Source organism: Vibrio qingdaonensis, from assembly GCF_026191675.1.
GTDB classification, from domain to species: domain Bacteria; phylum Pseudomonadota; class Gammaproteobacteria; order Enterobacterales; family Vibrionaceae; genus Vibrio; species Vibrio qingdaonensis.
In genome coordinates this window covers 1-24,932 of sequence record NZ_JAKRRY010000017.1, presented here as the reverse complement: position 1 = coordinate 24,932, position 24,932 = coordinate 1, and the positions used below count along the sequence as shown (strand labels likewise).

Here is a 24,932-nt window from a genome sequence, read left to right as displayed (position 1 = left end):
AGAGGCTGGGATCGCGTTACAGGATACGAGCTCTAAAACTGCGGCCTTTCATTTTGCCGTTCTCAATCTTACCGTGTGCTTTTTTAGCAATCTTTTTCTCAACCGCAACAAATGACGCCATAGGGAACATGTTGATTTTACCAATCTGTGCACCTTGAATGGTTTTGTCGCCCGTTAGCGCACCAAGAATATCACCTGGACGTAGCTTTTGCTTTTTACCACCAGATACTTGGATCGTGACCATTTTTGCCTGATAAGGTTGATTTGATGATTGTGCTGGTAATTGACTAGGCTCAATCGGCATATCAAGATATTCATCGATGAGTGCCACACGATGCATTTCATTGCTGCTAAAGAAGCTAAACGCAAGCCCTTTGTTACCAGCTCGGCCAGTACGGCCAATACGGTGAACATGGACTTCTGGGTCTCGTGACAATTCATAGTTAAACACGGCATCGAGGTTATCGACATCGAGTCCACGCGCAGCAACATCCGTTGCTACTAGGACGGTAACACTTTTGTTCGCAAACTGAACCAATGCGCGGTCGCGTTCTTTTTGCTCTAAGTCGCCATGAAGGTCAATGACGCTAAAGCCGCGGTGATGAAGCTCATCGGCAACATTTTGAACTTCTTTCTTAGTGTTACAGAATACAACAGCGGACTCAGGTTGGTGAGTCAGTAGCAAGTTCTCTAATGCATTATCTCGGTCTTCATGCGAATCTAATTTGTAGAAGAACTGTTGGATACTGCTGTGATCATGCTTACTTTCAACTTTAACCACTTCTGGTTTATTCATGATGCGAGAAGCAATCGCTTCAATTTGCTTAGGGAACGTTGCGCTAAAGAGCAAGGTTTGACGCTCTTTTGGTACTTCGCTAATAATCGCGTCTAATGCGTCCTGGAAGCCCATATCCAGCATGCGATCGGCTTCATCTAGTACTAGAGTGTTTAATTCGCTTAGGTCAATTCGGCCTCTTTCTAAGTGGTCAAGAATACGACCAGGTGTGCCTACTAGGATGTGCGCGCCGTGCTCCAGTGAACCGATTTGAGGGCCCATAGGCGTACCACCACATAAGGTCAGTACCTTAATGTTGTGAATAGAACGAGCAAGGTTACGTATTTCTTTTGCAACTTGGTCTGCAAGCTCACGAGTAGGGCACAGCACGAGTGATTGCACTCGAAAGCGTTTAACGCGCAGGTTAGAGAGTAATCCAAGACCAAATGCAGCTGTTTTACCTGAACCGGTTTTTCCCTGACCGATAACGTCTTTACCATCAAGAATCAGAGGCAGCGATTGTGCTTGAATTTCCGTCATGTTAGTAAAGCCAAGTCCTTCCAAATTGCTTAATAAAGAAGGGGATAGATTTAAGGTAGAGAAAGTGGAACTGTTCAAGAGCGATCCTTAGTGGTCATAGGGCAAGGGGGTATTATCAACATATCTGTCTGGGATACCAGCAGAAAGTGAATTTGATATCACTGAGAGATGTCTTTTTATGCGAGCTGAATCAATCGTTGGCTATAGAAAAAGTGGTATAGCAGGCAACAAGACATGGCTACAATAGGGAGATATGCTATGACTCTTTAGAGAGAATCATAGCATTGATGCTTAACAAGCTGAATATATTGGCCACGTTATTGAGGCTTAAATGAATACTACTCTGAAATAGGTTGAGCGGTTCTCATCCAGTCACGATACGCGTCTGCCCCATCTTCGCCTTCTGCTGGTGACCAAGAAGCAAAGTCTTGCGGTTGTGTTGGAAGGTAAGCCCCTTCCTTGATTTCTAACCCAACCGTGCCTTCACTCATACAAGCATAGCCATGCCATGTACCTGGCGGAATTTCAATCGCACGGTTAGTATCAGGAGAAAGGCTATGACGCTGAGTTAACTGGCCTTCGTCGTTAAAAATCAACAAATCAAGCTGACCTTTTAGCACCAAGAACAATTCCCATTTATGGGATTCACTATGGCGATGTGGTCGCATATAGGTATCGGGTTCTGTTGATATGAATAAACGCTGTACGTTCGCGTCTAGTTGCTCGTGTAAATTATGGTGGCTGCGCTGGCGAGGTGCTAATTTTGCGTTGTTTGAAAACGTATCAAAGTCTTGATTACTGATTATTTTTAACATTGCGAGGCTCTGTAAAGTGAACTATACCGCGTATTCTAAAGCTTTGAACAAAATGTGCAGCAACAAAATTTACATTGTCATGTTTCTATTTAAATCGATTCTAACCTAGTGGCACCAAAGTGTGATTATGATTCCAGTTTGATCGAATTAAAGTGTACGAAAACGTCATGATGCTATTATCATTTTATGATTACAGATTAACCAGTTACGATGGTGGATAACGCAGTGGAAGCAGCAATTAACCAGTTAAAAAAGGACTTTTACGCTCACCTAAAGTCGTATCAGGAACCGAAAGCAGCAAATGGCTTTAAAACCCTTTCTATTTTAACTCAAGACGAACTAGCCGAGCTTGAAAATGTTTGGATTCAATTGGCAGTTTGGAAACAGACGCAGGCATAAAGCTCACCGCTTTCGCTCAATTTAATGACTGCGATTTCATTGTTAAAGCGATAATTCAACCATTAGACGACACGATCAAACAGGTCACATTGTTATAACCCTAGGTGGAAGCACTTAGGGTTTTTTAGTGTCTTCACACTACGGATTGTTATATTATAACAACTGTTATAATAAAGTTATCATTGAAAACTCAGTGACCAACCCCCATAGTCAAGGGTAGAGTGTAGTGTGAACTGGCTAAGACGACATTGATATTGGCCTAAAAAATCAAGTGAGAGAAGTTATGGCGGAAGTACGAGCCAGAATAGAATTAAAAGTTGGACTTAATAGTGATATCCAAGCTGAGATGCTTTCCTTTCGTGGACTTAGCACAGACAAAGAGCACGTTGCGCTAATCTTTAAGCGCGTTGATCAGCAACAAGATATCCCTTTGGTGAGAATGCACTCGGAATGTTTAACTGGCGATGTCTTCCACTCATCTCGTTGCGATTGTGGAGAGCAGTTGGAAGAAACCATACAAAAAATGGGTGCTGAAGGCGGCATTATTCTATATCTACGCCAAGAAGGGCGAGGTATTGGTTTATATAATAAGCTTGATGCCTATAAGCTGCAGTCGGAAGGTATGAATACCTATGAAGCCAATAATCATCTAGGTTTTGGCGATGATCTTCGAGACTTTTCTGAAGCAGCGCAAATGCTACAAGCGCTGGGTATGGATGCGATTAAATTGGTCACGAATAATCCGAAGAAAGTCCGTGAGCTTCAAGAGCATGGCATCACTATTAAAGAGGTCGTGAACACAAACGCTCATGTAAAAGACGGTAACGAAAGTTACTTAAAAGCGAAAGTGTCTCATGGTAAGCACAATCTGAAATTCTGACCATGCGTTTTTAATTTGTTAAGAAACCTCACGAAAGTGGGGTTTTTTTGTATTAGTCATTGAAAATAAATTGTAACTGAGTATTATTGCCCATTGATAGTGTTAATGATAATAATTCGCACTACACAATAATAATTATGCTCAACAAGGATGCTTCAATGAATGTAACCACTTTTGTGAAGAGTGCAGTGGCTGCCTCTCTAGTACTGACTTCAACGACTGCGTTATCGGCAGTTTCGCAACAACAAGTCGTCGAACATTACGCCGATTTAGCCCACGCCGTTTTCTCCGATGCCGTCATTACGGCTAAATCGTTAGACACCTCTATTAACACTTTTCTAGCCAACCCTTCAGAAAAAGGCTTGTCTGACGTAAAACAAGCATGGATCGCCTCTCGCGTACCTTATCAACAAACGGAAGTATTTCGATTTGGTAATGCCGTCGTTGATGACTGGGAAGGGCAACTTAACGCTTGGCCGCTGGATGAAGGTCTGATTGATTATGTTAGCTCAGACTACCAATACGAATTAGGTAATGATGGTGCGCAAGCCAATATTGTGGCGAATGAAAGCCTAACAATCGGTGCAAACACGCTCGATACTAAAGCGATTACACCGGCATTGATTGCCGATTTGAACGAAGTCGGTGGCTCAGAAGCGAATGTTGCTTCGGGTTATCATGCCATTGAGTTTTTGTTGTGGGGACAAGATCTTAACGGCACAAATGCGGGTGCTGGCGAGCGTCCTTACACGGATTATGTAGTGGGTGAAGGCTGTAGCAACGGCAATTGTGCGCGACGTGCTGAGTATTTACAGGCGGCGTCTAGCTTGTTAATTCAAGATTTGGCATGGATGGAAAAACAGTGGTCGGATTCAGAGAAAAATAATTACCGCGCGACGCTGTTGGCAGATAAACCAGTTAACGGCGTGAGAAAAATGTTGTTCGGTATGGGCTCGTTATCGCTGGGTGAACTGGCAGGAGAGCGTATGAAAGTGGCATTAGAAGCAAACTCGACTGAAGATGAGCACGATTGCTTCTCGGATAATACTCACAACTCACATTACTACAATGAGCAAGGTATCTACAACGTGTATACCGGAACGTATGTACGTACCAATGGGACTTTAGTTGTCGGTCCAAGCATCGCGGATCTTGTTGCACAAAAAGATAAGATGGCCGCGAAAGAAATTCAAAAGCAGTTCGACGTGACTCGTGCTCAAGTTGGTCAACTGGTTTCTTCTGCTGAAAACGATAACCAACATTTTGATCAGCTTATCGCATCAAACAACCCTCAAGGTAATAAATTGGTCAACGATACGATCGTCGCGCTAGTCGCGCAGACCGGTTCTATTGAGCGTGCAGCTGGAATTATTGGCATCACAAGCTTAAATCCTGATACGGCAGATCATGACTTTTAGTCTCTCTAAGTTCTCGTTAGTGTTTCACAGATAATAATAAAAAAGGGGGGATGAACCCCCTTTGTTGATCAGATATGAGTGAGTGTTGAATGTTGAAAATATTATTGCCCACCACCTTTGCCATGATGTCTTTATTGAGCTATGCCGAGCAGCCAATTAGCAAGTATTCTGGTGGTAAAACGACCGTTAATAAGCAAGGTGCTAACGCGTTTTCTCTTCCCGCGGCAAACCTACCGATGAGTAAGCGGTTGGATTTTAGCGTGGGAAACAGTTTCTTCCGGAACCCTTGGGTTCAAGCGCCCGCATCAACCGATGCAAGAGATGGCCTTGGTCCACTATTTAATACCAATGGTTGTCAAAACTGCCACATTAAAGATGGAAGAGGGCATCCACCTGAGGCAAATGATCGGCATGCAGTTTCAATGTTGGTACGGTTAAGTATACCCGCCAAAACAGAAGCACAGAAAAGTCAAATTAAGCGCTCAGGGGTAATCCCAGAGCCCACATATGGTGGTCAGCTGCAAGATTTCGCTTTGCCTAACATGACGCCAGAAGGCCAGATAAACATTACGTACAGCGAGTTCCCTGTTCAATTTAACGATGGAACGACGGTTCTTCTCCGTAAACCAAACTTAAAGATTGTCGAGTTAGCTTATGGCGATATGCATCCAGACGTGATGATGTCTGCAAGAGTGGCACCACCTATGATTGGCCTTGGGTTGTTGGAATCCATACCTGAATCAACAATTCTAGAAATGGCAAAACAACAAGCTAAAGATGGTTCGACGGTTTCAGGTAAACCTAATTATGTCCTTGATGTGCGGACACAAAAAATGGCACTAGGTCGTTTTGGTTGGAAGGCTGGGCAACCAAATTTGATGCAGCAGAATGCCGCTGCATTTCAAGGAGACCTTGGTCTTACAAGTACGCTATTTACCTCCGAAAACTGTTCGTCACAGCAAGATGTTTGCCATGATGGAGTGAGTGGCGGAACACCAGAAGTGAGCGACAAAATTCTAAACTTTGTTGAATTTTATAGTCAACATTTAGCCGTACCAAGCCGCAGAAATACTCAAGATCCACAAGTGATTGAAGGGCAAACTCTCTTTACTCAAGTTGGTTGTGAGAGTTGTCATCGAACCAATATTCAAACTGGTACTCGAAATAACTTACCCGCATTATCGGCGCAAAGGATTCATCCTTATACCGATATGTTGTTGCATGATATGGGGGAAGGGTTAGCGGATAATCGTCCTGAATATGCCGCGACAGGTCAAGAGTGGCGAACGCCGCCGTTATGGGGTATTGGTTATACCGAAGAAGTAAATGGGCACACGTATTTTCTTCATGACGGGCGAGCAAGAAACTTAACCGAAGCCATTGTGTGGCATGGTGGTGAAGCAAAAGCAACACAGCAGAATTTCTTGGCACTAAGTGGTAAAGAGCGTCAGGCGTTGATTGCGTTTTTGAACTCATTATAAGGAAATGTGATGAAATACCATGTATCGATTATGGGTCTATTAACGATGATGTCGTCAGCTCTTTTAGTAGGCTGCGGCGCGACAAGCGAGGTGCACCAGAGTGCATCTTCTCCGTTCGAACCTCTTCAGCCCGAACAGACACAGCATGTTAGCCAACATGTTTATGAACTTGAGCACCAATCTGCTGTTAATTTTTACCTCGCAATGGGCAATTTGCATCAGCAGTCTCAAGCATATTGCCAGCAAAATGAGGCGATCGATTCTGTTGAGCGAGCATGGCAGAAAGGGATGGAGCAATGGATGTGGTTGCAGGGGCAAGAAAGAGGTCCCACCCAAGCGTTAGAACAAAATTGGAATATTCAGTTTTGGCCAGATAAAAAAAACACGACGGGACGAAAAATGACGCACGCGAGTCTACGTGACCACTGGTCTGTTGCTGCGATAAAAGATGAGAGTGTCACAGTACAGGGATTAGGTGCCGTAGAATGGCTACTATTTGATCCAAAATCCAATTTGAAAACCAACCTATCATCAAGCTGCTCACTACTTATTGCCATAACGGGGGCATTAACGGAGCGTTCGGCAACCATCGTGCAGGCATGGTCGGTAAACCCGTGGAGCACATTAGATGACAAAGCTTGGACGACTGAATATTTGGCCCTGCTGACCAATCAGTTAGATTACAGCATGAAAAAGTTGTCGAGACCTTTAGCAAAAATAGGCGCAGCAAAGCCGTATTTTTCTGAATCTTGGCGCTCTCAGACATCAATGATGCACTTACGAGCCAATATAGAAGCGTTGCAGTCGCTTTATTTGGCCAATGGGCAGGGACTTGACTTGATACTCCGTGAATCGGGGTCATCTGAACTGGCAATGAGTATTGAACGTCAGTTTAGGTTCATCTTGGACACTTGGCCCGAGTCCACCAGCCTTTTTGAGTTACTGCAAAGCAAAAATGGCTACCGAATTGTGCTCAGCCAATATAACAAACTTGAGCAGCTTAGATATTTAATGAGTGAAGAAGCGGCGATAAAATTAGGCGTAGTGATAGGGTTTAATGCAACGGATGGCGATTGATTTAACTAAGAGAAATCTAATACGGTTAGGTGCGATGGGGGTCATTGCCCCCAGTTGGTTAGCGGGTTGCAGTACGGCCAATTCTTGCGTGCAAGATAAGCAGCGTACTCCCCAACTTATTGGTGGTTCAATTCGTCACAATGGGGAGTTTGACGTCGTCATCGCTGCAAGTGGAACCCAACCTATTCATCAATTACCACTGCCAGGTCGCGGACACGGTGTGGCGATTCATCCTCATCAACCGCTGGCAGTCATGTTTGGTCGACGGCCTGGCACTTATGCCATGGTATTTAACTACCAATCAGGTCAAATGGAGTCTTTGCTCTTAGCGCCCAAGCAGCGCCACTTTTATGGTCACGGTGTTTTTTCTTCTTGTGGTCAGTGGCTGTATGCAACGGAGGGAGAACGCTCATCTAGCCGCGGTATTATTGGCGTATACGACACACAGCGCGGCTATAACAAAATCGACGAATTCACCGGTTTTGGTGTAGGCCCACATGAAGTCATTGTGATGGCGGATGGAACTTTAGCGGTTGGGGTGGGGGGCGTGCATACTGATGGACGTACGCCGCTAAACTTAACCACGATGCGGCCGAGTTTGGTGTACCTAAGTGCTACGGGTGAACTGTTAGAGCAGGTGAGTCTAACCGATCATCGAAAAAGTATTCGTCACCTGGCTCACGATGGTGATGAGGTAGTGCTGACCGGGCAGCAATATCGCGGCGAAGCCGATTTTTATGTCCCGCTTGTCGCATTGCACAAGCGAGGGCAACCGATGCAAGAGTTAGGCGGAGAGCCGGAAGACTGGGCCAGATTTAACCATTATATTGCCAGCATAGCGGCTAATAAACACCATATTGTCGCCACTTCACCTAGAGGTAATTGCTATGGAATTTGGGATAAAGAGAGTATGAATTTGTTACAAATCAATGTGCTGCCAGATGCGTCAGGTGTTGTGGTTAAAGATGGTCAATTTTTTATTAGTTCAGGTGCGGGAAAAGTTGTGAAAATAGCCCCTGATTTGACAGTGAAAATGATGGGCTCCCCAACACAGTGGGATAACCACTGGCAGATGATCACATAAATGAGACGGACGGGAGTTGCCGGTAAATTAGTCATGTTGAGACGGTGAGATCTGCCATACTTAAACTCTAGAGAGAGGGAGTGGCTAGATGTCAAAGCAGTTATTTACCGTAGTGACGGCAGGAGTTGTGTGCGCAATAGCAGCACAGGTGTGGGCTGCGCCCGATCAAGATATCAATGAAAGGGATGCGGTCTCCGCGATTGCGTCTAACGTTCAGCCTGCCTATTACGACCAGCGTAGTACACCCTTAACGCCCACCTTATCTTCATCCATATCCACAAAACCAGCGACTGAAGTGTTGTTGTATGCTTCGTTAGTTGATTACATTTATAACGAAACGAGTCGTCAAAATATTTGGTCCAACAATGAGCTCAACGCACAGTTAACCCTGCAATTAGAAATGGTTAATTTGGCAGGTTTCAGTCCTTTATTTGAGCTTCGAGTAAAACACATGCAGTCTTTGTATCAGTCGGGGGCATCTAACGAATACGATCGTGCCGCGACAGATACTTTATTGCTTTACATCAGCTATATTGCTGCTGTGCCAGATCTCGGTAAACAGTGGTACTTTTCCGAAAGTTTAATTGAGGCATTGCCAAGACCGTCGGCAACCGAAGTCCATCAATTGTTGCTTGCTATTGAGAACAACACGTTGGCCAATTATTTGCTGTCGTTGTCGCCGCCAATGCTGCAACAGTCAGGTTTTGAAAATGTCTATATTGATCTATTGGCTAAGTCCCAAGTAGAGCTGACTGCTTACGAGCAGGTAGGGCTAACCCGAAAAGGGGATAGAATTGAGCCTGATCCCTATATTCATTTGTTAGACCGGCTCGCAGATTCTGATATTTATGTTGAAGTAAGAGAAGATGGGAAGTTTGACCACTCTTTAGAGTCCGCTATCAAGGAGTTTCAGAGACTCTATGGTCTTGAAGACGATGGTATTATTGGACCTAATACATTGCATTGGTTAAATAAACCCGCACAAGAAAAATTAAGAGTGTTAGCACTAAATGCAGAACGTTCACGCCTTTGGCCTCAGCAGCGCGAGCATATCATCTTGGTTAATGTGCCTAGCTTTGAGCTCAAGTATTGGGGCAAAGGTGAACCCCGTTTTGAATCGAGAGTCATTGTCGGGCGGTTAACTCGTCAAACCCCGATATTTGCAACGAAGATGGATTCGTTGATCGTGAACCCGACATGGAATGTACCGTGGAAGATCATGGTAAAAGACATCATCCCTAAAGTTAAAAATGATCCTACGTATCTGTTTTCACAGCGCATCGAAATTCTAGAGGGTTGGCATAACCGAGTCACTGTCGACCCAACAATGATCGATTGGAAAGAAGTTCAGCCTAAACAGTTTCCTTATAGAATGAGGCAACAAGCCGGTGAGTCGAATGCACTCGGGCAGTATAAGTTTAATACGCCCAATGAGCGGGCTATTTTTCTTCACGATACGCCCGGGAAGCAGTTGTTCAACGAAAGTAGCCGAGCTTACAGTTCAGGCTGTATCCGAGTTGAGCATGCCGATAAGTTTGCACAGGTATTGCTAGAACATCAGGGTAAACTACTTGATGATTTATCAACATATCGAGCCAATAAAGCCATTTCGTTTAGAACCAGAATTCCTGTCCATATCATCTATCAAACGGCGTGGCTTGAAGATGGCAAGGCGCATTTCCGGGCCGACGTGTATCAGTATGACAATAGAAGAGGGGGCGTCACTGAAACGGCGTTGATTAAAAACGAGAGAGGGCAGTAACTGACTTGTCATCGCTTATAGACAATGTCATAGTCTCGCTACTTTTTTTTGAATAGTAGGATTTCCGATGAGTCTTAAGTATCAAGTCGTGCCCGTGACGTCTTTTGCACAGAATTGTTCCATTGTTTGGTGTGATGAAACCATGAAAGGTGTGTTGATTGATCCAGGCGGAGACATTGAACAACTGCAAGTGCTTATCGAAGAGCTTGGTGTTCAAGTAGAACAATTGGTGCTTACCCATGGGCATCTTGATCACGTGGGTGGGACCGAGCCGCTTTCAAAGGCACTTGGCGTAGAGATTGTTGGTCCACATAAAGCCGATAATTTTTGGCTGCAAGGTTTAGAGAATCAGAGCCAAATGTTTGGGTTCCCGTTGACGAAAGCTTTTGAACCTAATCAATGGCTTGATGATGGAGACGTTATTACATTTGGCAATCAGTCCCTAAACGTCATTCATACGCCAGGTCATACTCCAGGCCACGTTGTACTGTTTAACAATGATGCGAAACAAGCGTTTGTTGGCGATGTGCTGTTCAAAGGTGGTATCGGTCGAACGGATTTCCCACAGGGTAACTACGAAACGTTGATCCAGTCGATCAAAGGTAAGTTATGGCCTTTAGGTAATGACGTAGCTTTTGTTCCTGGGCATGGACCAGAGTCGACCTTTGGTCATGAAAGAGTATCAAACCCATTTGTTGCTGATGAGATGCCGCTTTACTGAGCACTAAGCTAATTTTCGCTTATAAAATGGCATGATTACGATTCGAACATGTCACGATCCGCTGCTGCTAAGTAGCGGCGGGTCAATCCTACAAATTTCTCCCCACTTCTGTCCAAATCTGCTTCCGAAATAAAAATATCGTAACCAAAGAACTCGCGTTGATACGTCATACGATTGGCGAGCATTGCCATAAGACCGTGATACTCACAACCATCGGTATCGATAAATGGTGTGGAATCTAGCACGATGTCCTCAAAGGTCGTCTGTGGCGATGTTTGCTGTAGTCCAAGATAAAGCAACGCGCGCTGGCTAAGCAGCAAGTCAGTCGCGATGCGTGGACAAATAGCGTTGAGGTAAGCTTGGTAATTGTTGATTCGTAAACCAATCCAGGGAAGTGGGGTATGCCAACCATCGTGATGGTGACTGCAAATCCCAATACGTTCGATGTCCGACCAACGAAGTGCCCAGCCACCTTTAAACATATGTTGCTGAAAATGGGTTGCGGTTAACGTAAAAGTGACTCGACTCTTTACTAAGGTGTAATAGGTGAAGCTTAGGGCGATGACGAGTAAAATAACCACAAGAAGCGACAGTTGCCAATTCGGTGAAAAAAGTACGATGGCAAACCCTACGAGCGCCGCGATAGCGGCACTTTTACGCAGTATGGGTGAATGCCAAGAGTAATGGTGATTACTAATGTGGATAGTGTCCATATATTATAAGTCGTGACCTTAATTACAAAAAGAAGTCATGCGCATGAGGTTATAGGATGCCCTCAAAATGTCATTGTTATTGTTTAAATAATAGCCATAAACGTTGAAAGTCGGCATTTTTCGTGACGCTTTGTGTCATGCCTCTACAAAAGTGGTCAAAATTTTGGTATAAAACGCGCTTCAAATTTTGACCACTGCTTACAGCGCAGTGAAATGGAGAGAAAACTCAATGAAACTTGCTCATAAGCGCAAAGTGCAATCAAAATTGCAAAAGCGCATTAAAGCGGTAGTTGCGAATACAGCAGCTGCAACAAAAACAGAAAAGCCTGTTGTAGCAAAAGCATCTGTAGCAAAAGAAGCTGTAGTGAAACAAGCGCCGGTAGCTAAAAAAGCACCTGTCGCTGAAAAAGCAACTGCGACAAAAAAAGTGGAAGTAGCATTAACTCCTAAGCAGCAACAAGTATTGGATATTGTTGTAAAGCACGCCGACGGTATTAATCCTAAAGGGATTGGTCAAGAAGCAGGCCAAGAAGACGCTAAAGCAGCATCTTGGGCAACGGGTGCTCTTAAGAAGTTACTAGAAGAAGGCTTAGTTGCGAAAGAGCAGCTTGCTGGTAATAAAGTGATCTACAAAGCGCAGTAATGCCTCACTTTATTACGATCAAAAAAGCCCCGAATTAGGGGCTTTTTTGATCTTGTTGTGCCAGTAGCTGACCCCATTTACATCTATTGCTCGAACGCCGTATCTAAACGGACCGTTATTCCCCAGACCTATACCTGCCATTTTTTCTGACCCTATAATTGTTATCAATATTGTTGCTTATCCTATTGTCTATGCCGCCTCGTTTTGGGGGGACTTGTTAGTGTTTGTTGTGAGTTACGTAGCATTTCTGTAATTTTCAGCGAGGGTAAATACGTACGTAATCACTCGTTATAGAAATTGTCGTGATTTTTTAAAGTACTGAAATATAGTTATAAATATAATTAAACATTCAATCTCCTACGTATTATTACGTAATACCAAGGTCGAACTTGCGAGTGAGTAGGGATGAGGATGCGTGGTCGCACGAATACAAGATATTGATAATTAGATTCATAGTTACCTTGAACGTGAAACTTGGGGTGTTCGGATGTCACTCCATATAAGAAACTACTCAAGGAACTGAAAATGAGTTTAATCAAGAAATCAGTCACTCGTGCATTAAAAAGTACCGCTATTGTAGCGGCAACGTGTTTAGCCTTTGTTGCCACAACGGCAAGCGCGGCAGATAAAGTATACCGCCTTAAACTTGCAGAGACGTGGGGGCCTAATTTCCCTATTTTTGGCGATGCGACAAAAAATATGGCTAAGATGGCTGAAGAAATGTCGAATGGTCGACTGCAAATTCGTATCGACTCGTCAAACAAACATAAAGCGCCTTTCGGCGTTTTTGATATGGTGAAGTCTGGCCAATACGATATGGGTCACTCGGCGTCTTACTACTGGAAAGGTAAAGTACCCAACACACTGTATTTCACGACGATGCCCTTTGGTATGACTGCACCAGAGCAGTATGCGTGGTTTTACCATGGCGGTGGTATGGAGTTGATGGAAAAAGTCTACTCGCCACATAATATGATGTCATTCCCAGGTGGCAATACCGACGTACAGATGGGCGGCTGGTTTCAAAAAGAAATCAATAGTGTTGAAGACCTACAAGGTTTGAAGATGCGTATTCCGGGTTTCGCTGGTGAAATTCTGGCAGAAGTTGGAGCAAAACCAACGAATATCGCATCGGGCGAGCTTTATACGTCTCTAGAACGACGTACAATCGATGCGCTTGAATGGGTTGGACCTTCGTTGGATCTTCGCATGGGTTTCCACAAAATCGCGCCATACTACTATACAGGGTGGCATGAGCCTGCAACGGAACTTCAATTCCTTGTGAATAAACGCACATGGAATAAGTTACCCGATGACCTGAAAGCTATCCTACAAATCGCTATGAAAACAGCCGCGTACGATATGTATATCCAGTCTACTCATGAAAGTGGTAAAAACTGGGCGACAATCCAATCGGATTACCCTGATATTAAAGTGAAGGATTTCCCACGCGAAGTTATCGATGCACTGCGTGATGCGAATGATAAGTTGCTCAAAGAGCATGCTGAAAAAGATGCAACAGCGAAAGAGATTCAAATGTCTCAAGCTGCTTATCTCGAGCAGGTTCGTTCATGGACTGATATTGCTACGAAAGCTTACCTCAATAAATTTGATGATTAATCATTCTGAAGTGGCGCTTAGCGCCACTTCTTTTATCGATGATTACTGAATTCAAATTACACCTAATTAATTTTTATAAAGATAGATGACGAGATGGCCAATGAACGAAGCGTTCGTCATCAAACTTTATTTTACGATGTCTATTTTTGAATACTTACGCACTCTACACATAAATAAAACTATATGAGTGCGGGATGGAGTCTGGTATGCGAAGCCTAATTTATATAGAGAGACTGTTTAACAAAGTCAGCGATGTGCTGGGAGTTGTGTCGAGTCTTTTATTTTTATTACTACTTGCAAATGTCGTGTACGACGTGGTGATGCGTTATGTATTTAATGACGTGTCGATTGCATTTCAAGAGATGGAATGGCATCTATTTTCAGCGGTATTTTTACTTGGCGTTCCCTACGCAATTAAAGCTGGAGGCCATGTGAGAGTTGACGTATTTTACGAGCGATTATCGGTAAAAGCACGCGCGATCATTGATTTGATCGGTACGTTTGTGTTTCTTTTCCCATTCTGTTTATTGGTGGCATGGTTCGGTATTGATTTTGCCAAAGAAAGCTTTGCACTGGGCGAGACGTCAGGTGATCCTGGAGGCTTACCATACCGTTGGGTCATTAAAGCCATGATCCCTCTTTCCTTCTTCTTTATGGCGATCAGTGGAGTCGGGCTAGTGCTCCATTCTCTAAATAAGCTGGTTAACCCTCATTTGATATACGCCAATTCAACCGACTCTAAAGAATAAGGATTGTTTCTATGATCGGCATAGTCATGTTTTTTGTAGCGCTGTTTGCGCTACTGTTAGGATTTCCTGTGGCCTTCACGTTTGGAGGCATCGCGCTAATATTTGGCGTGTGGGCAGAAGGCATCGAAATGTTCGCGTTCATGCCATATCGAATCCAGTCCATTATGGAAAATACCGTTTTAATGGCGGTACCGCTATTTGTTTTTATGGGCTTAGTTTTACAAAAAACTAAGCTGGCAGAGCAACTGCTAGAGTCCATGGGGCGTTTATTTGGTGGTGTGCGTGGTGGTATTGCGATTTCAACGGTATTAGTTGGGGCGCTACTCGCAGCGTCGACAGGAGTCGTTGGCGCTTCGGTTGTGGCGATGGGGCTTATCTCTCTACCAGTTATGTTGAAGTACAATTACGATAAAGGGTTAGCGTGCGGTACTATTTGTGCGTCAGGAACATTGGGGCAAATCATTCCGCCTTCGATAGTATTAATCCTTCTTGGCGATGTACTTGGTGTGCCAGTTGGTGACTTGTTTCAGGCGGCAATTTGGCCAGGGTTAGTGTTAGTGGGAGCTTATGTTTTATATATCCTGATATACGCAAAACTTAACCCAGAAGCGGCGCAGCCCATTCCTAGAGATGAGTCCATTTCACGCAGTCAAGAAGTAAGAACGGCGCTAAAAGCCATTATCCCGCCTCTAGCCTTGATTGTGATTGTTCTGGGTTCAATATTCGCTGGTGTGGCAACCCCAACAGAATCTGCGGCGCTGGGTGGCGCAGGGGCGATTTTATTGTCGTTGGCTTATGGTCAGTTTAATTTTCGTATGCTTTACGAAGCATCAAAAGAGACCGTCAAGGTTACGGCGATGGTGTTCGCCATTCTATTGGGCGCAACTGCGTTTTCGATGGCGTTTACCTATACTGGTGGCGACATGCTGGTGGAAGAATGGATGTTGTCCATTCCAGGAGAGAAGTGGGGTTTCCTCATTATCACCATGCTGGTGATTTTGATTCTAGGTTTCTTCATCGACTTTGTGGAAATCTGTTTCATTATTGTTCCGATGATTGCACCCGTTGCTGAGATCATGGGCATCAATATGACGTGGTTTGCCATACTCGTCGCGATGAATTTACAGACATCGTTCTTAACGCCGCCATTTGGTTTTAGCTTGTTCTATTTGAAAGGGGTGGCGCCGAATGGCGTGACGACAAGAGATATATACCGTGGGGTTATGCCGTTTATTGCTATTCAAATCCTAGTGTTAGCGTCACTGTTAGTGTTCCCATCCTTCTATGGAATGTGATCTAATTACCGTTGTGGCGTAAGGAAGTTCATTTATTTGGCCGCCGTGGTAATGTGTCTTACGGGATGCATTGCCTTTATCGGCGGCTGCAGTTAGAAGGGACTTCTATGCCACTCAAAGCAAAACTGATCTTATTGACGTTACTGCCGTTAGTGATATTGACGGCTAGCGTGAGTTGGATTGCCCTCCATCAAGCCAAATCCTTTGGCGAAAAAGAAATCGAGATCTTCCGAGAGAGTCTAATTCGTTCGAAAGAGTCAGCGTTGAAGGACAGCGTAGAGCTTGCATTTGATGCTATCGAATACGCTTATAACGATCCGGATCTTTCTGAATCAGAAGCGAAGGCCCAAGTTAGAGAAATTCTAGACCGCTTACGTTACGGCACGGACGGCTACTTTTTTGCCTACGATAAGACAGGCACCAATCTTGTTCACCCCATACAGCCAGAGCTGGTGGGACGAAACCTTCTTAAGCTACAAGACCAAGACGGCAATTACCTAATAGAAACATTGCTGTTCCAAGCTCAAGCGGGCGGAGGATTCCATCAATATTTATGGCAGAAACCGTCGACTGGCGAAACGGTAACTAAGTTGAGCTACGCAGCGTGGTTAGACAAGTGGGAATGGATGATTGGCACCGGACTTTATATTGAGGATGTGGCTAGGGAGGTCGCGCTACTTCGAGCCGCCATCGATAAAAATATTGAAACCACGATGTTTTCTATTGTGACGATTTTTGCGGTGACGGTGGCGGTTATTATTGTGCTTACCTTAGCAGTGAATTGGCATGAGCATAAATTAGCCGATAAGAACTTAAAAGAGCTGGCACATAAAACAGTGATGTTTCAAGAAGACGAAAGAAAGCACTTGGCTAGAGAATTACATGATGGGGTCAACCAACTGCTGGTTTCGAGTAAGTGTCACTTAGAGTTAATGGATACCAAGGATATTGATGTACGTTCCATTGGACACTTGAGTAAGTCTCTATCGTCATTATCAGAAGCGATTATTGAAGTGAGACGAATCTCACATCATCTTAGACCGAGCGCCTTGGACGATATCGGGCTGGAAGCTGCCATTTCAAGTTTGCTCCAAGACTTCAAAACCTACTCTCACGCGAATACAGAACTGGTGCTTGATACACAAGCATCTAAACTTAAATCAGAGGTGGCAACGACCTTATATCGTGTTGTACAAGAATCACTGAATAATATAGAAAAGCATGCAGATGCGACGCAAGTTACGGTGTTTCTAAAGCAGTTTGGTAGTGTGTTGCAATTAATGATTCGTGATAATGGCATTGGTTTTGATGTGACCAATGCACTGGCAGCACGCGGAATCGGTTTGCGTAATATGAGAGAGCGTGTTGAGTTTATTGGTGGTGAGTTTGAATTACTGAGTGATTATGGAAGCGGAACAGAAATCACAGTCTTGCTGAAGTTAGAAGGAACGGAATAATGGATGAACCGATCAAAGTGGTGATAGTGGATGATCATCAAGTGGTTTTGGAAGGTTTCATCGCTCGGCTAGAGCGAGAACCCGATATTGAGGTGATTGCAACGGCAAGTAATGGGCTTGAGGCGGTAGACGTGGTCAAATCGTACCAGCCTGACGTGGTACTAATGGACGTGAGTATGCCTATTATGAATGGCATAGAAGCGACACAGCTATTGAAAGAAGAACGTCCTGAAACCAAAGTGCTTATGCTCACGATGCATGATAATCGTGAATATATTATGAAAGTGATGCAGGCAGGGGCTGTGGGCTATATGTTAAAGGAAATATCGGCAGAAAAAATGGTTCAAGCCATCAAAACGGTGAAGCAAGGGTCTACGTATTTTTGTGAGTCTGTTACGCAAACGTTATTTTCACAAGAGGTGTCACCAGCACAGAGCAAGACTAATCCATTGAGTCGTAGAGAAGAGTCGGTGTTGAAATTAGTCGCACAAGGAAGTAGCAGCAAGAAAATAGCGCAGATGCTCGATATATCTTATCGTACAGTAGAAACTCATAGGCAGAACATTAAACACAAGTTGGACTTGCACTCGACGGCTGAATTGGCAAAGTACGCACTGGAACATGGTTTGGGATAGGGCAGAGTGTGGACACTATTGATATTAATGGTGGCGCTTGATAAAAAAGACCCGCAAAAGCGGGTCTTAACGTATTTAAATCGTGATAGCGTTACGCGTAGCTGTGTTGGTGCACTTGAAGTTCAGTACGCATACCTTTTAATAGGCTCACACACATTACTAGCAGAATAATTGTAAATGGTAACGCCGTAGAGATTGCACCAGCTTGCAGTGCTTGAATCGCCTCTGTACCACCTACCCATAACAGTACCGCTGCAATAGCACCTTCAATTGTCGCCCAGAAGACTCGCTGTGGTACTGGTGCATCCACTTTACCACCTGCGGTGATGCTGTCGATAACCAGTGAGGCTGAGTCTGATGAAGTAATGAAAAACACCATAATCAAGATGATAGAGATAACCGATAAAACGGTGCTCATTGGCAAAGCTTCGTATGCATAGAACAGTGATAGCGTTAAATCTGTCAGCCCATTTTGACCGAGCTCTCCGACTTGGTTAATCACTTGATCAATGGCCATACCACCAAACGCTGCCATCCAAAATAATGTGATGGTGGTCGGGATAATAATAACGGCTGTCAGGAATTCACGTACAGTGCGCCCTTTAGAAACGCGCGCAATGAACATGCCAACACAAGGGGACCATGAAATCCACCACGCCCAGTAGAATACTGTCCAACCGTGCATCCATGCTTCGTCTTCACGACCATGAGGGTTACTTAGCGGGATAATATTCTCAACGTAGCCGACAATCGTAGTTCCTAATGAGCCAAAGAATGTGGCAATCGAGGCAACAATGACGACAATCAAAAGGACAAAAGCAATAAGGATGTTGGTATTACTTAGTAGCTTTACACCACCATCAATACCACGAACTACAGAAAAGATCGCCAATGCGGTGACAAACGCGATAACGACAAGTTGTAATGTTGTACCTGCTTCGACACCAAATACGTGGCCAATGCCGCTTGCGGCTTGCTGCGCACCTAAACCTAATGAGGTTGCAAGGCCAAACAGAGTCGCGAGAACGGCCAGAATATCAATGATGTGGCCAAACCAACCCCATGTTCTATCCCCTAACAGTGGGTAGAATACCGAGCGCATTGAAAGAGGAAGGCCTTTATTAAAGGCAAAGAATGCCATTGAAAGCGCAACAACGGCGTACATGGACCATGGATGAATACCCCAATGGAACATAGTCGCGCCCAGCGCTACTTTACGCGCTTCCTCAGTATAAGCTTCAACGCCAAGAGGCGTCTCATACCAACCAGTGAAGTAGGCAACAGGTTCTGCTACCCCCCAAAACATCAGGCCAATACCCATGCCGCCGGCAAATAGCATTGCAATCCAGGATAGGGTTGAATGGTCAGGTTTTGCACTTGCACCACCAATACGGATTTTTCCGTAAGGAGACAAGACAAGGCCAAGGCAGAAAATCACAAAGATATTGCCCGCCCACATAAATAAGTTGTCGAATGCGCCAATGATTTGCCATTTAGCGCCATCAAGTGTGGCTTTGGCGGTGGCAGGGTCTACGACGAGAAGGGCGACGAGAAACAGTACGATGAGTGCTGCGCTGGTGCCGAAGACAGGGTTATGAACATCAAACCCCCATTTTTGGACATTATCTTGCCCAACAGTATAGTCAGTATTTTCAATACTATACTTGTCCTTAGTATTATTCATCATTCCTCTGATACTACTTAGAGCTCTAACTAAAATTCGGGCGAATACTAACAAAAGTAATTATAAATGGGAAGATATTCATTGTTTTGCTCGCATTTTGGACTATTTTTAATGGACAAACTGTATAGAGTACTAACGGTTTTAACTCTAATGAAATGGGCTGTTTTTTCTGTGTTTTTATCGGTAAAATAACGCCCGTAAACTTAAGTGCGACCGAGGGTTGCAGTCCATTATTAAGGGAGTGTGCAAGCGCACCTTTTTAAACACTAATAATGAGTCAATGGTGGTCGCGATCGGTTTATAGGTGTGATTGAGATGCATCATCGGTATGAATGTGTTAAAACGCAGGGATTAACAGATAATCGCTAATTTGGAATAAAGAATTGGAAAAACACGAAGAAGTGCTCGTGGCGATACGTCAAGTAATAAGAGCCATCGACTTGCATTCGAAAAAATTAAAAAAAGAGTGCGGACTCACTGGACCGCAACTGGTGCTGATGAAGGCAATCAGGGAAAAAGGGAATGTAACCATTCGTGAGTTATCGAATTATACCAATGTTAGTCAGGCGACAGCGACGACTATTATCGACCGACTAGAGCTGAACGATTATGTAAGACGTGAACGAAGTCATCAAGACAAGCGAAAAGTTCATGCAGTTTTAACAGAAAAAGGCACTGAAGTGCTTGATAGCGCCCCTTTGCCACTCCAAGACAGCTTCGTACAGAAATTTCAAAGTCTTGAGGCGTGGGAACAAACCTTGTTGTTATCTTCTATCCAAAGAATATCATCGATGATGAATGCGGAAGGCATCGATGCTGCGCCAGTATTACAAATCGATGCGATAGCAAAAAACTAGCGTCGTTTAATCGCGAAAATAATACATTGAGCCCATATTACTGGAAAAGTACGATGGGCTTTTTTTGTGCTCGCAAATCAGGCATGCACGGGTCCGGTTTTCGTATCAATAATTTGACATCTAAATAGTCTATACTTTGGTTTAGCCAACGATGAGTAACAGGCTAATGGTAAAGACTGTATGATATTTCAGACATTTTTTGCTAAACTGAATCTTTCGTAGCACTAAAAGTTGAGTGATAACGCAGTCTGTGTCATACGGATATTTGGTATTACTTAGTACACAAAATATTTTGATGGATAGCAGTTCGTCAGGGTGAGGAACGATGACAAAAGGTATTGATAAGTACAGTATTGACAGTACTGACTATACAATTGGACAAGATAATGTTCAAAAATGGGGATTCGACGTGCATAACCCAGTATTTGGGTGGAGTGCAGGTTTTATTGCGTTATTACTAGTACTGGCAGTGGTGGTTGATGCTGAGACAGCAAAAAGTGCGTTAGACGGTATTAAATGGCAGATCATTAATAAGTTTGACTGGCTATTTATGTGGGCGGGCAATATTTTTGTCATCTTCTGTTTGGGTCTGATTGTTTCTCCATTTGGTAAAATACGCTTAGGCGGCAAAGATGCCACGGCGGATTATTCATTTATGTCTTGGCTGGCGATGTTATTCGCTGCTGGTATGGGCATTGGCCTTATGTTCTGGAGTGTTGCCGAACCAGTGGCTTACTTTACGGGGTGGTATGAAACCCCGCTAGGCGTAGCAGCAAACACAGAGCAGGCTCGCGAGCTTGCGATGGGCGCCACTATGTTCCACTGGGGGTTACACCCATGGGCGATCTACGGTGTTGTTGCCTTATCTCTAGCGTTCTTTACCTACAATAAAGGTTTACCTCTATCGATGCGCTCTGTGTTCTATCCTATTTTAGGTGATAGAGCTTGGGGCTGGGCTGGGCATATCATTGATATTCTAGCCGTTCTTGCGACTTTGTTTGGTTTAGCTACGTCACTTGGTTTAGGCGCACAGCAGGCAGCAAGTGGTATTCACCATGTCTTCGGTGTTGAATCTGGCATGACGTTGCAGGTGATCGTGATTGCCGTTGTCACTTTGCTCGCCGTTGTTTCGGTATTACGTGGCATTGATGGCGGTGTTAAGGTCATCAGTAACATCAATATGATCGTTGCGTTTATTTTATTGGCGTTAGTGGCTTTAATTGGCTATGCGGTAACGTTCGCCTCGATCCCTGATACGTTGTTCGCTTATTTGAAAAACATCGTACCACTAAGTAATCCTCATGGTCGTGATGATGAAGCGTGGATGCACGGTTGGACGGTATTCTATTGGGCTTGGTGGATTTCATGGTCCCCATTCGTTGGTATGTTTATTGCTCGCGTTTCTAAGGGACGTACAGTAAGGCAGTTCATTACTGCGGTACTTATTGTTCCGACATCCGTGACGATTATTTGGATGTCTGTATTTGGCGGCCTTGCCATTGACCAAGTGGTTAATCAAGTGGGTACGCTGGGTGCAAATGGCTTGCGTGATGTACCATTGGCCATGTTTGAAATGTTTGATGCGCTACCAATGGGCACGTTACTGTCTGTCATTGCGGTGATCCTTGTTTTGGTGTTCTTTATTACGTCTTCGGATTCCGGTTCTTTGGTGATCGACAGCATTACCGCGGGTGGTAAAATTGATGCGCCTGTTATTCAGCGTGTATTTTGGGCCTTTATGGAAGGGGCTATTGCGGTTGCGTTATTGTGGATTGGTGGTAGCGAAGCTATCCAAGCATTGCAAGCGGGTGCTATTTCATCAGCGTTGCCATTTACCTTTATATTACTGGCAATGTGTGTGAGTCTACTTATGGGTATGAAAACAGAACGCACATAGTGAACAGCATCTATAGGTATGTTGATGTGTGTAAATTCTAAATAACGTAAAAAGGGCAGCTAAGGCTGCTCTTTTTTTGATCTAATCGATGTTCTTCTACGTTAAATTTTCCTATTTATTCTTATAAACTGATATTTAATTTGTTATGTTCCGCTTCTGAAATCTTATATTACACGCCCCCAGTGCTCTTACTTGCTCAGCCTGTTCTCTATATCGAGGTGATAAAAAGTTACCGATAAAAATCATCATAAAATCATATGGTTAATGTGAAGTTTTAGCGTGGGTGTTAAAAGTGGGGTAATGAGAGAATGCTTGGCTTACTGAGGTCAAAAATGTGACTCGATTGGTTGCGGTTCGCATCGGCATAATTTTGGCGGAAATGAAAAGCTAGACAAAATATTGACGGTCGATTTTGCATCGGAATTTGGATATTATCTGCCCGCAGTACTTTTCATGACTAACATGATTAATTAACTATTAAGTTACTAAAAGAATAATAACCGATGAAATTATCTCTAAAGCAAAAACTCATTACAGCAATGTTGTCTGCTGTACTATTGATGGCCGTGGTATTAACCATCTTGTCTGCGCAACAACTTTCAACACAGACGCATGATGCAATCTCAAGTCGTGCGAATAACGTATCGCTTGCGGCAGTGGAAGGAATAGAAAATTGGATCGGAGTGAGAAAGGACATTGCGACCGCTTTTAATCCATTCTCCGAAGTAGAAGATAAAGTACCCTACCTAAAACAAGCACGTGTCGCTGGTGGCTTTGACGACATCTTTTTGGGGACTCCAGATGGTGGAATGTATCGTTCTCACCCAGAGCGTAACAGAGCCGATTACGATCCTAGAACGCGCCCTTGGTATCAGGATGCAGCGTCTGCCAATAAACAGATTATTACTGAGGCATATCAAGATGCCATTACCAATGCTTTGCTGGTGACCATCGCTGAACCTGTAAAGAAAAATGGTCGCTTAGTTGGCATCGTTGGTGCCGATGTATTAATTGATCAGTTAGTGCAAGACGTCATTAGTTTGAACGTGGGACATAATGCCAGCGCGATGTTGATTGACTTGTCGAATAATACCTTCCTTGCCCACCAAAATACCTCGTTGTTATTAAAGTCAATGACGGAGCTAAGTCCCGAATTGACGACGTCTGCTATCAGTGAGCTCGCGTCTCGTGGTGAGATGACGGAAGTCGCGATTCAAGGCGTGGAGAAAATGTTGTACTTCACTAAGGTTCCTGAGACTAATTGGGTACTGGCGGTAGAGTTAGATAAACAAACCGAACTGGCGAAACTGAACAGCGCGCTTACGCAGCTAATACTTACCTCAGTTGTCATCGTTATTTTCGTTGCCGCCATCGCCTCTTGGATGGTGAGCTTCCTTATTAATGATTTAGCGCGAGTGTCTAAAGCACTGGCAGAAATCGCGTCTGGTGAAGGGGATTTAACCAGCCGCCTAGAACCAAGAAGCCACGATGAGGTGGGACAATTAGCTCGCAACTTCAACACGTTTGTTAGTTACATGCACGAAACGATTATGAAGCTTACCGATGTGTCGGTCGCCTTGTCAGAACAAGCGAAAGATACCGCGACTCATGCGCGAGTTCGTAGTCAACGTATTCAAACGCAACAAGACGAAATCAATATGGTTGCTACAGCAATCAATGAGATGGCAGCGGCGACGCAAGAAATTGCCAATAATGCTGATATGACTGCGAATAACTCTTCTGAGGCGGTAGAGGCAAGCAACCACGGTGCGGGTCAAGTATCAGCGACCCAACATTCAATTCAGAATCTGGCTCAAGAAGTGGATGTCGCAACCGCAGTGATTCGCGAGCTTGAAGTTCATGGTAGTAGCATCAACACCATCTTGTCGACGATTCAAGGTATTGCCGAGCAAACGAATTTGCTTGCTCTTAACGCAGCAATTGAAGCCGCGCGAGCGGGTGAGCAAGGTCGGGGTTTTGCTGTGGTTGCTGATGAAGTACGTGTGTTGAGCCAACGCACTCATGCGTCTACGCAAGAGATTCAGCAAACTATTGAGACACTGCAAGCCACAACGGGTAAAGCGGTCGGTATTATGAATGATAGCCGCGGCTTAGCCGAAACCAGCGTGGATGATGCCAACAGTGCAGCAGCAAGCTTGACTCAAATCTTATCGGCGGTGGGGCAAATCAGTGATATGGCAACGCAAATCGCGACGGCGGCAGAAGAGCAAGCCTCTGTGACCTCAGAGATCACTCGCAATACTCAGGGCATCCGCGATGTTTCCGATGAGTTAGCCGAAGAAGCGCATGAAGCAGCTCAACAAGCGGTAGAGTTGTCAGAGCTGTCGCAGAAGCTAGGTCGCGAGATTGGTCGATTCAAAATTTAGTAAGTTAACGGGCTAATTTAGAACCTCAAAAAGGCTCATCAGA

At 44.3% G+C, this 24,932-nt stretch carries 21 protein-coding genes; 17 read left to right on the top strand and 4 right to left on the bottom strand.

Annotated elements, in window-relative coordinates; genetic code table 11:
• Positions 1–16: 16 nt before the first annotated feature.
• Together dbpA and MD535_RS13455 are read right to left on the bottom strand one after the other, a co-directional pair.
• Complete coding sequence (dbpA, locus tag MD535_RS13460) at positions 17–1,393, bottom strand: ATP-dependent RNA helicase DbpA (protein WP_265675540.1); 1,377 nt, start codon at positions 1,391–1,393, stop codon at positions 17–19.
• A 260-nt stretch (positions 1,394–1,653) separates the two neighbouring features.
• The gene (locus MD535_RS13455; RefSeq protein WP_265675539.1) at positions 1,654–2,130 is read right to left on the bottom strand and encodes a WbuC family cupin fold metalloprotein; all 477 of its coding nucleotides are present in this window, start codon (positions 2,128–2,130) and stop codon (positions 1,654–1,656) included.
• Positions 2,131–2,355: 225 nt separating this feature from the next.
• Between MD535_RS13455 and MD535_RS13450 the strand changes: the two genes are divergently transcribed.
• The 8 genes from MD535_RS13450 (at position 2,356) to MD535_RS13415 (ending at position 10,952) form a co-directional block, all read left to right on the top strand.
• On the top strand, positions 2,356–2,529 hold the full coding sequence (locus tag MD535_RS13450; protein ID WP_265675538.1) for a hypothetical protein: 174 nt from the start codon (positions 2,356–2,358) through the stop codon (positions 2,527–2,529).
• 283 nt (positions 2,530–2,812) lie between these two features.
• Positions 2,813–3,409, top strand: coding sequence for a GTP cyclohydrolase II (locus MD535_RS13445; protein ID WP_265675537.1), 597 nt, complete (start codon positions 2,813–2,815; stop codon positions 3,407–3,409).
• Positions 3,410–3,567: 158 nt separating this feature from the next.
• Entirely contained in the window at positions 3,568–4,827 is a 1,260-nt protein-coding gene (locus tag MD535_RS13440; protein WP_265675536.1) for an imelysin family protein, read from the top strand.
• A 122-nt stretch (positions 4,828–4,949) separates the two neighbouring features.
• Entirely contained in the window at positions 4,950–6,308 is a 1,359-nt protein-coding gene (locus tag MD535_RS13435; protein WP_265675604.1) for a di-heme oxidoreductase family protein, read from the top strand.
• A gap of 9 nt (positions 6,309–6,317) precedes the next feature.
• Positions 6,318–7,385 carry an imelysin family protein gene (locus MD535_RS13430; protein WP_265675535.1) on the top strand — a complete coding sequence of 356 codons (1,068 nt, stop codon included), beginning with the start codon at positions 6,318–6,320 and terminating at the stop codon, positions 7,383–7,385.
• Complete coding sequence (locus MD535_RS13425; protein ID WP_265675534.1) at positions 7,366–8,469, top strand: DUF1513 domain-containing protein; 1,104 nt, start codon at positions 7,366–7,368, stop codon at positions 8,467–8,469. Before MD535_RS13430 ends, MD535_RS13425 begins: the two co-directional genes overlap by 20 nt.
• A gap of 88 nt (positions 8,470–8,557) precedes the next feature.
• Entirely contained in the window at positions 8,558–10,231 is a 1,674-nt protein-coding gene (locus MD535_RS13420) for a L,D-transpeptidase family protein (RefSeq protein WP_265675533.1), read from the top strand.
• Positions 10,232–10,298: 67 nt separating this feature from the next.
• A complete protein-coding gene (locus MD535_RS13415) occupies positions 10,299–10,952 on the top strand; it encodes an MBL fold metallo-hydrolase (RefSeq protein WP_265675532.1) in 654 nt (217 codons plus the stop codon).
• Positions 10,953–10,987: 35 nt separating this feature from the next.
• Here MD535_RS13415 and MD535_RS13410 read toward each other — a convergent pair whose 3' ends face one another.
• Positions 10,988–11,665 carry a DUF2982 domain-containing protein gene (locus MD535_RS13410; protein WP_265675531.1) on the bottom strand — a complete coding sequence of 226 codons (678 nt, stop codon included), beginning with the start codon at positions 11,663–11,665 and terminating at the stop codon, positions 10,988–10,990.
• Between the two features lie 229 nt (positions 11,666–11,894).
• On the opposite strand from MD535_RS13410, the gene MD535_RS13405 reads away from it, so the two are divergent.
• From MD535_RS13405 to MD535_RS13380, 6 genes are all read left to right on the top strand, one after another.
• On the top strand, positions 11,895–12,308 hold the full coding sequence (locus MD535_RS13405; RefSeq protein ID WP_265675530.1) for a MarR family transcriptional regulator: 414 nt from the start codon (positions 11,895–11,897) through the stop codon (positions 12,306–12,308).
• Positions 12,309–12,833: 525 nt separating this feature from the next.
• Positions 12,834–13,928, top strand: a complete 1,095-nt coding sequence (locus MD535_RS13400; RefSeq protein ID WP_265675529.1) for a TRAP transporter substrate-binding protein — start codon at positions 12,834–12,836, stop codon at positions 13,926–13,928.
• Positions 13,929–14,122: 194 nt separating this feature from the next.
• Complete coding sequence (locus MD535_RS13395; protein ID WP_265675528.1) at positions 14,123–14,677, top strand: TRAP transporter small permease subunit; 555 nt, start codon at positions 14,123–14,125, stop codon at positions 14,675–14,677.
• Positions 14,678–14,688: 11 nt separating this feature from the next.
• Entirely contained in the window at positions 14,689–15,972 is a 1,284-nt protein-coding gene (locus MD535_RS13390; protein ID WP_265675527.1) for a TRAP transporter large permease, read from the top strand.
• 107 nt (positions 15,973–16,079) lie between these two features.
• Complete coding sequence (locus tag MD535_RS13385) at positions 16,080–17,429, top strand: cache domain-containing protein (protein WP_265675526.1); 1,350 nt, start codon at positions 16,080–16,082, stop codon at positions 17,427–17,429.
• A complete protein-coding gene (locus MD535_RS13380) occupies positions 17,429–18,064 on the top strand; it encodes a response regulator transcription factor (RefSeq protein WP_265675525.1) in 636 nt (211 codons plus the stop codon). The genes MD535_RS13385 and MD535_RS13380 overlap by 1 nt, the downstream gene beginning before the upstream one ends.
• A gap of 91 nt (positions 18,065–18,155) precedes the next feature.
• Here MD535_RS13380 and MD535_RS13375 read toward each other — a convergent pair whose 3' ends face one another.
• Positions 18,156–19,748, bottom strand: a complete 1,593-nt coding sequence (locus tag MD535_RS13375; RefSeq protein WP_265675603.1) for a BCCT family transporter — start codon at positions 19,746–19,748, stop codon at positions 18,156–18,158.
• Between the two features lie 383 nt (positions 19,749–20,131).
• Here MD535_RS13375 and MD535_RS13370 point away from each other — a divergent pair, with 383 nt between their 5' ends.
• The 3 genes from MD535_RS13370 to MD535_RS13360 all read left to right on the top strand — a co-directional run bounded on the left by MD535_RS13370 (position 20,132) and on the right by MD535_RS13360 (position 24,889).
• Positions 20,132–20,605, top strand: a complete 474-nt coding sequence (locus MD535_RS13370; RefSeq protein ID WP_250618151.1) for a MarR family winged helix-turn-helix transcriptional regulator — start codon at positions 20,132–20,134, stop codon at positions 20,603–20,605.
• Positions 20,606–20,930: 325 nt separating this feature from the next.
• Complete coding sequence (locus tag MD535_RS13365) at positions 20,931–22,502, top strand: BCCT family transporter (protein ID WP_265675524.1); 1,572 nt, start codon at positions 20,931–20,933, stop codon at positions 22,500–22,502.
• A 503-nt stretch (positions 22,503–23,005) separates the two neighbouring features.
• Positions 23,006–24,889 (top strand): methyl-accepting chemotaxis protein, encoded by a 1,884-nt coding sequence (locus tag MD535_RS13360; RefSeq protein WP_265675523.1) that lies wholly within the window; start codon positions 23,006–23,008, stop codon positions 24,887–24,889.
• Positions 24,890–24,932 lie beyond the last annotated feature (43 nt).

Coding starts and splice junctions, on each gene's coding strand:
- MD535_RS13455 (WP_265675539.1), bottom strand. CDS start 2,130: ATGTTAAAAATAATCAGTAATCAAGACTTTGATACGTTTTCAAACAAC.
- MD535_RS13445 (WP_265675537.1), top strand. CDS start 2,813: ATGGCGGAAGTACGAGCCAGAATAGAATTAAAAGTTGGACTTAATAGT.
- MD535_RS13440 (WP_265675536.1), top strand. CDS start 3,568: ATGAATGTAACCACTTTTGTGAAGAGTGCAGTGGCTGCCTCTCTAGTA.
- MD535_RS13435 (WP_265675604.1), top strand. CDS start 4,950: ATGATGTCTTTATTGAGCTATGCCGAGCAGCCAATTAGCAAGTATTCT.
- MD535_RS13430 (WP_265675535.1), top strand. CDS start 6,318: ATGAAATACCATGTATCGATTATGGGTCTATTAACGATGATGTCGTCA.
- MD535_RS13425 (WP_265675534.1), top strand. CDS start 7,366: ATGCAACGGATGGCGATTGATTTAACTAAGAGAAATCTAATACGGTTA.
- MD535_RS13420 (WP_265675533.1), top strand. CDS start 8,558: ATGTCAAAGCAGTTATTTACCGTAGTGACGGCAGGAGTTGTGTGCGCA.
- MD535_RS13415 (WP_265675532.1), top strand. CDS start 10,299: ATGAGTCTTAAGTATCAAGTCGTGCCCGTGACGTCTTTTGCACAGAAT.
- MD535_RS13410 (WP_265675531.1), bottom strand. CDS start 11,665: ATGGACACTATCCACATTAGTAATCACCATTACTCTTGGCATTCACCC.
- MD535_RS13405 (WP_265675530.1), top strand. CDS start 11,895: ATGAAACTTGCTCATAAGCGCAAAGTGCAATCAAAATTGCAAAAGCGC.
- MD535_RS13400 (WP_265675529.1), top strand. CDS start 12,834: ATGAGTTTAATCAAGAAATCAGTCACTCGTGCATTAAAAAGTACCGCT.
- MD535_RS13395 (WP_265675528.1), top strand. CDS start 14,123: ATGGAGTCTGGTATGCGAAGCCTAATTTATATAGAGAGACTGTTTAAC.
- MD535_RS13390 (WP_265675527.1), top strand. CDS start 14,689: ATGATCGGCATAGTCATGTTTTTTGTAGCGCTGTTTGCGCTACTGTTA.
- MD535_RS13385 (WP_265675526.1), top strand. CDS start 16,080: ATGCCACTCAAAGCAAAACTGATCTTATTGACGTTACTGCCGTTAGTG.
- MD535_RS13380 (WP_265675525.1), top strand. CDS start 17,429: ATGGATGAACCGATCAAAGTGGTGATAGTGGATGATCATCAAGTGGTT.
- MD535_RS13375 (WP_265675603.1), bottom strand. CDS start 19,748: ATGAATAATACTAAGGACAAGTATAGTATTGAAAATACTGACTATACT.
- MD535_RS13365 (WP_265675524.1), top strand. CDS start 20,931: ATGACAAAAGGTATTGATAAGTACAGTATTGACAGTACTGACTATACA.
- MD535_RS13360 (WP_265675523.1), top strand. CDS start 23,006: ATGAAATTATCTCTAAAGCAAAAACTCATTACAGCAATGTTGTCTGCT.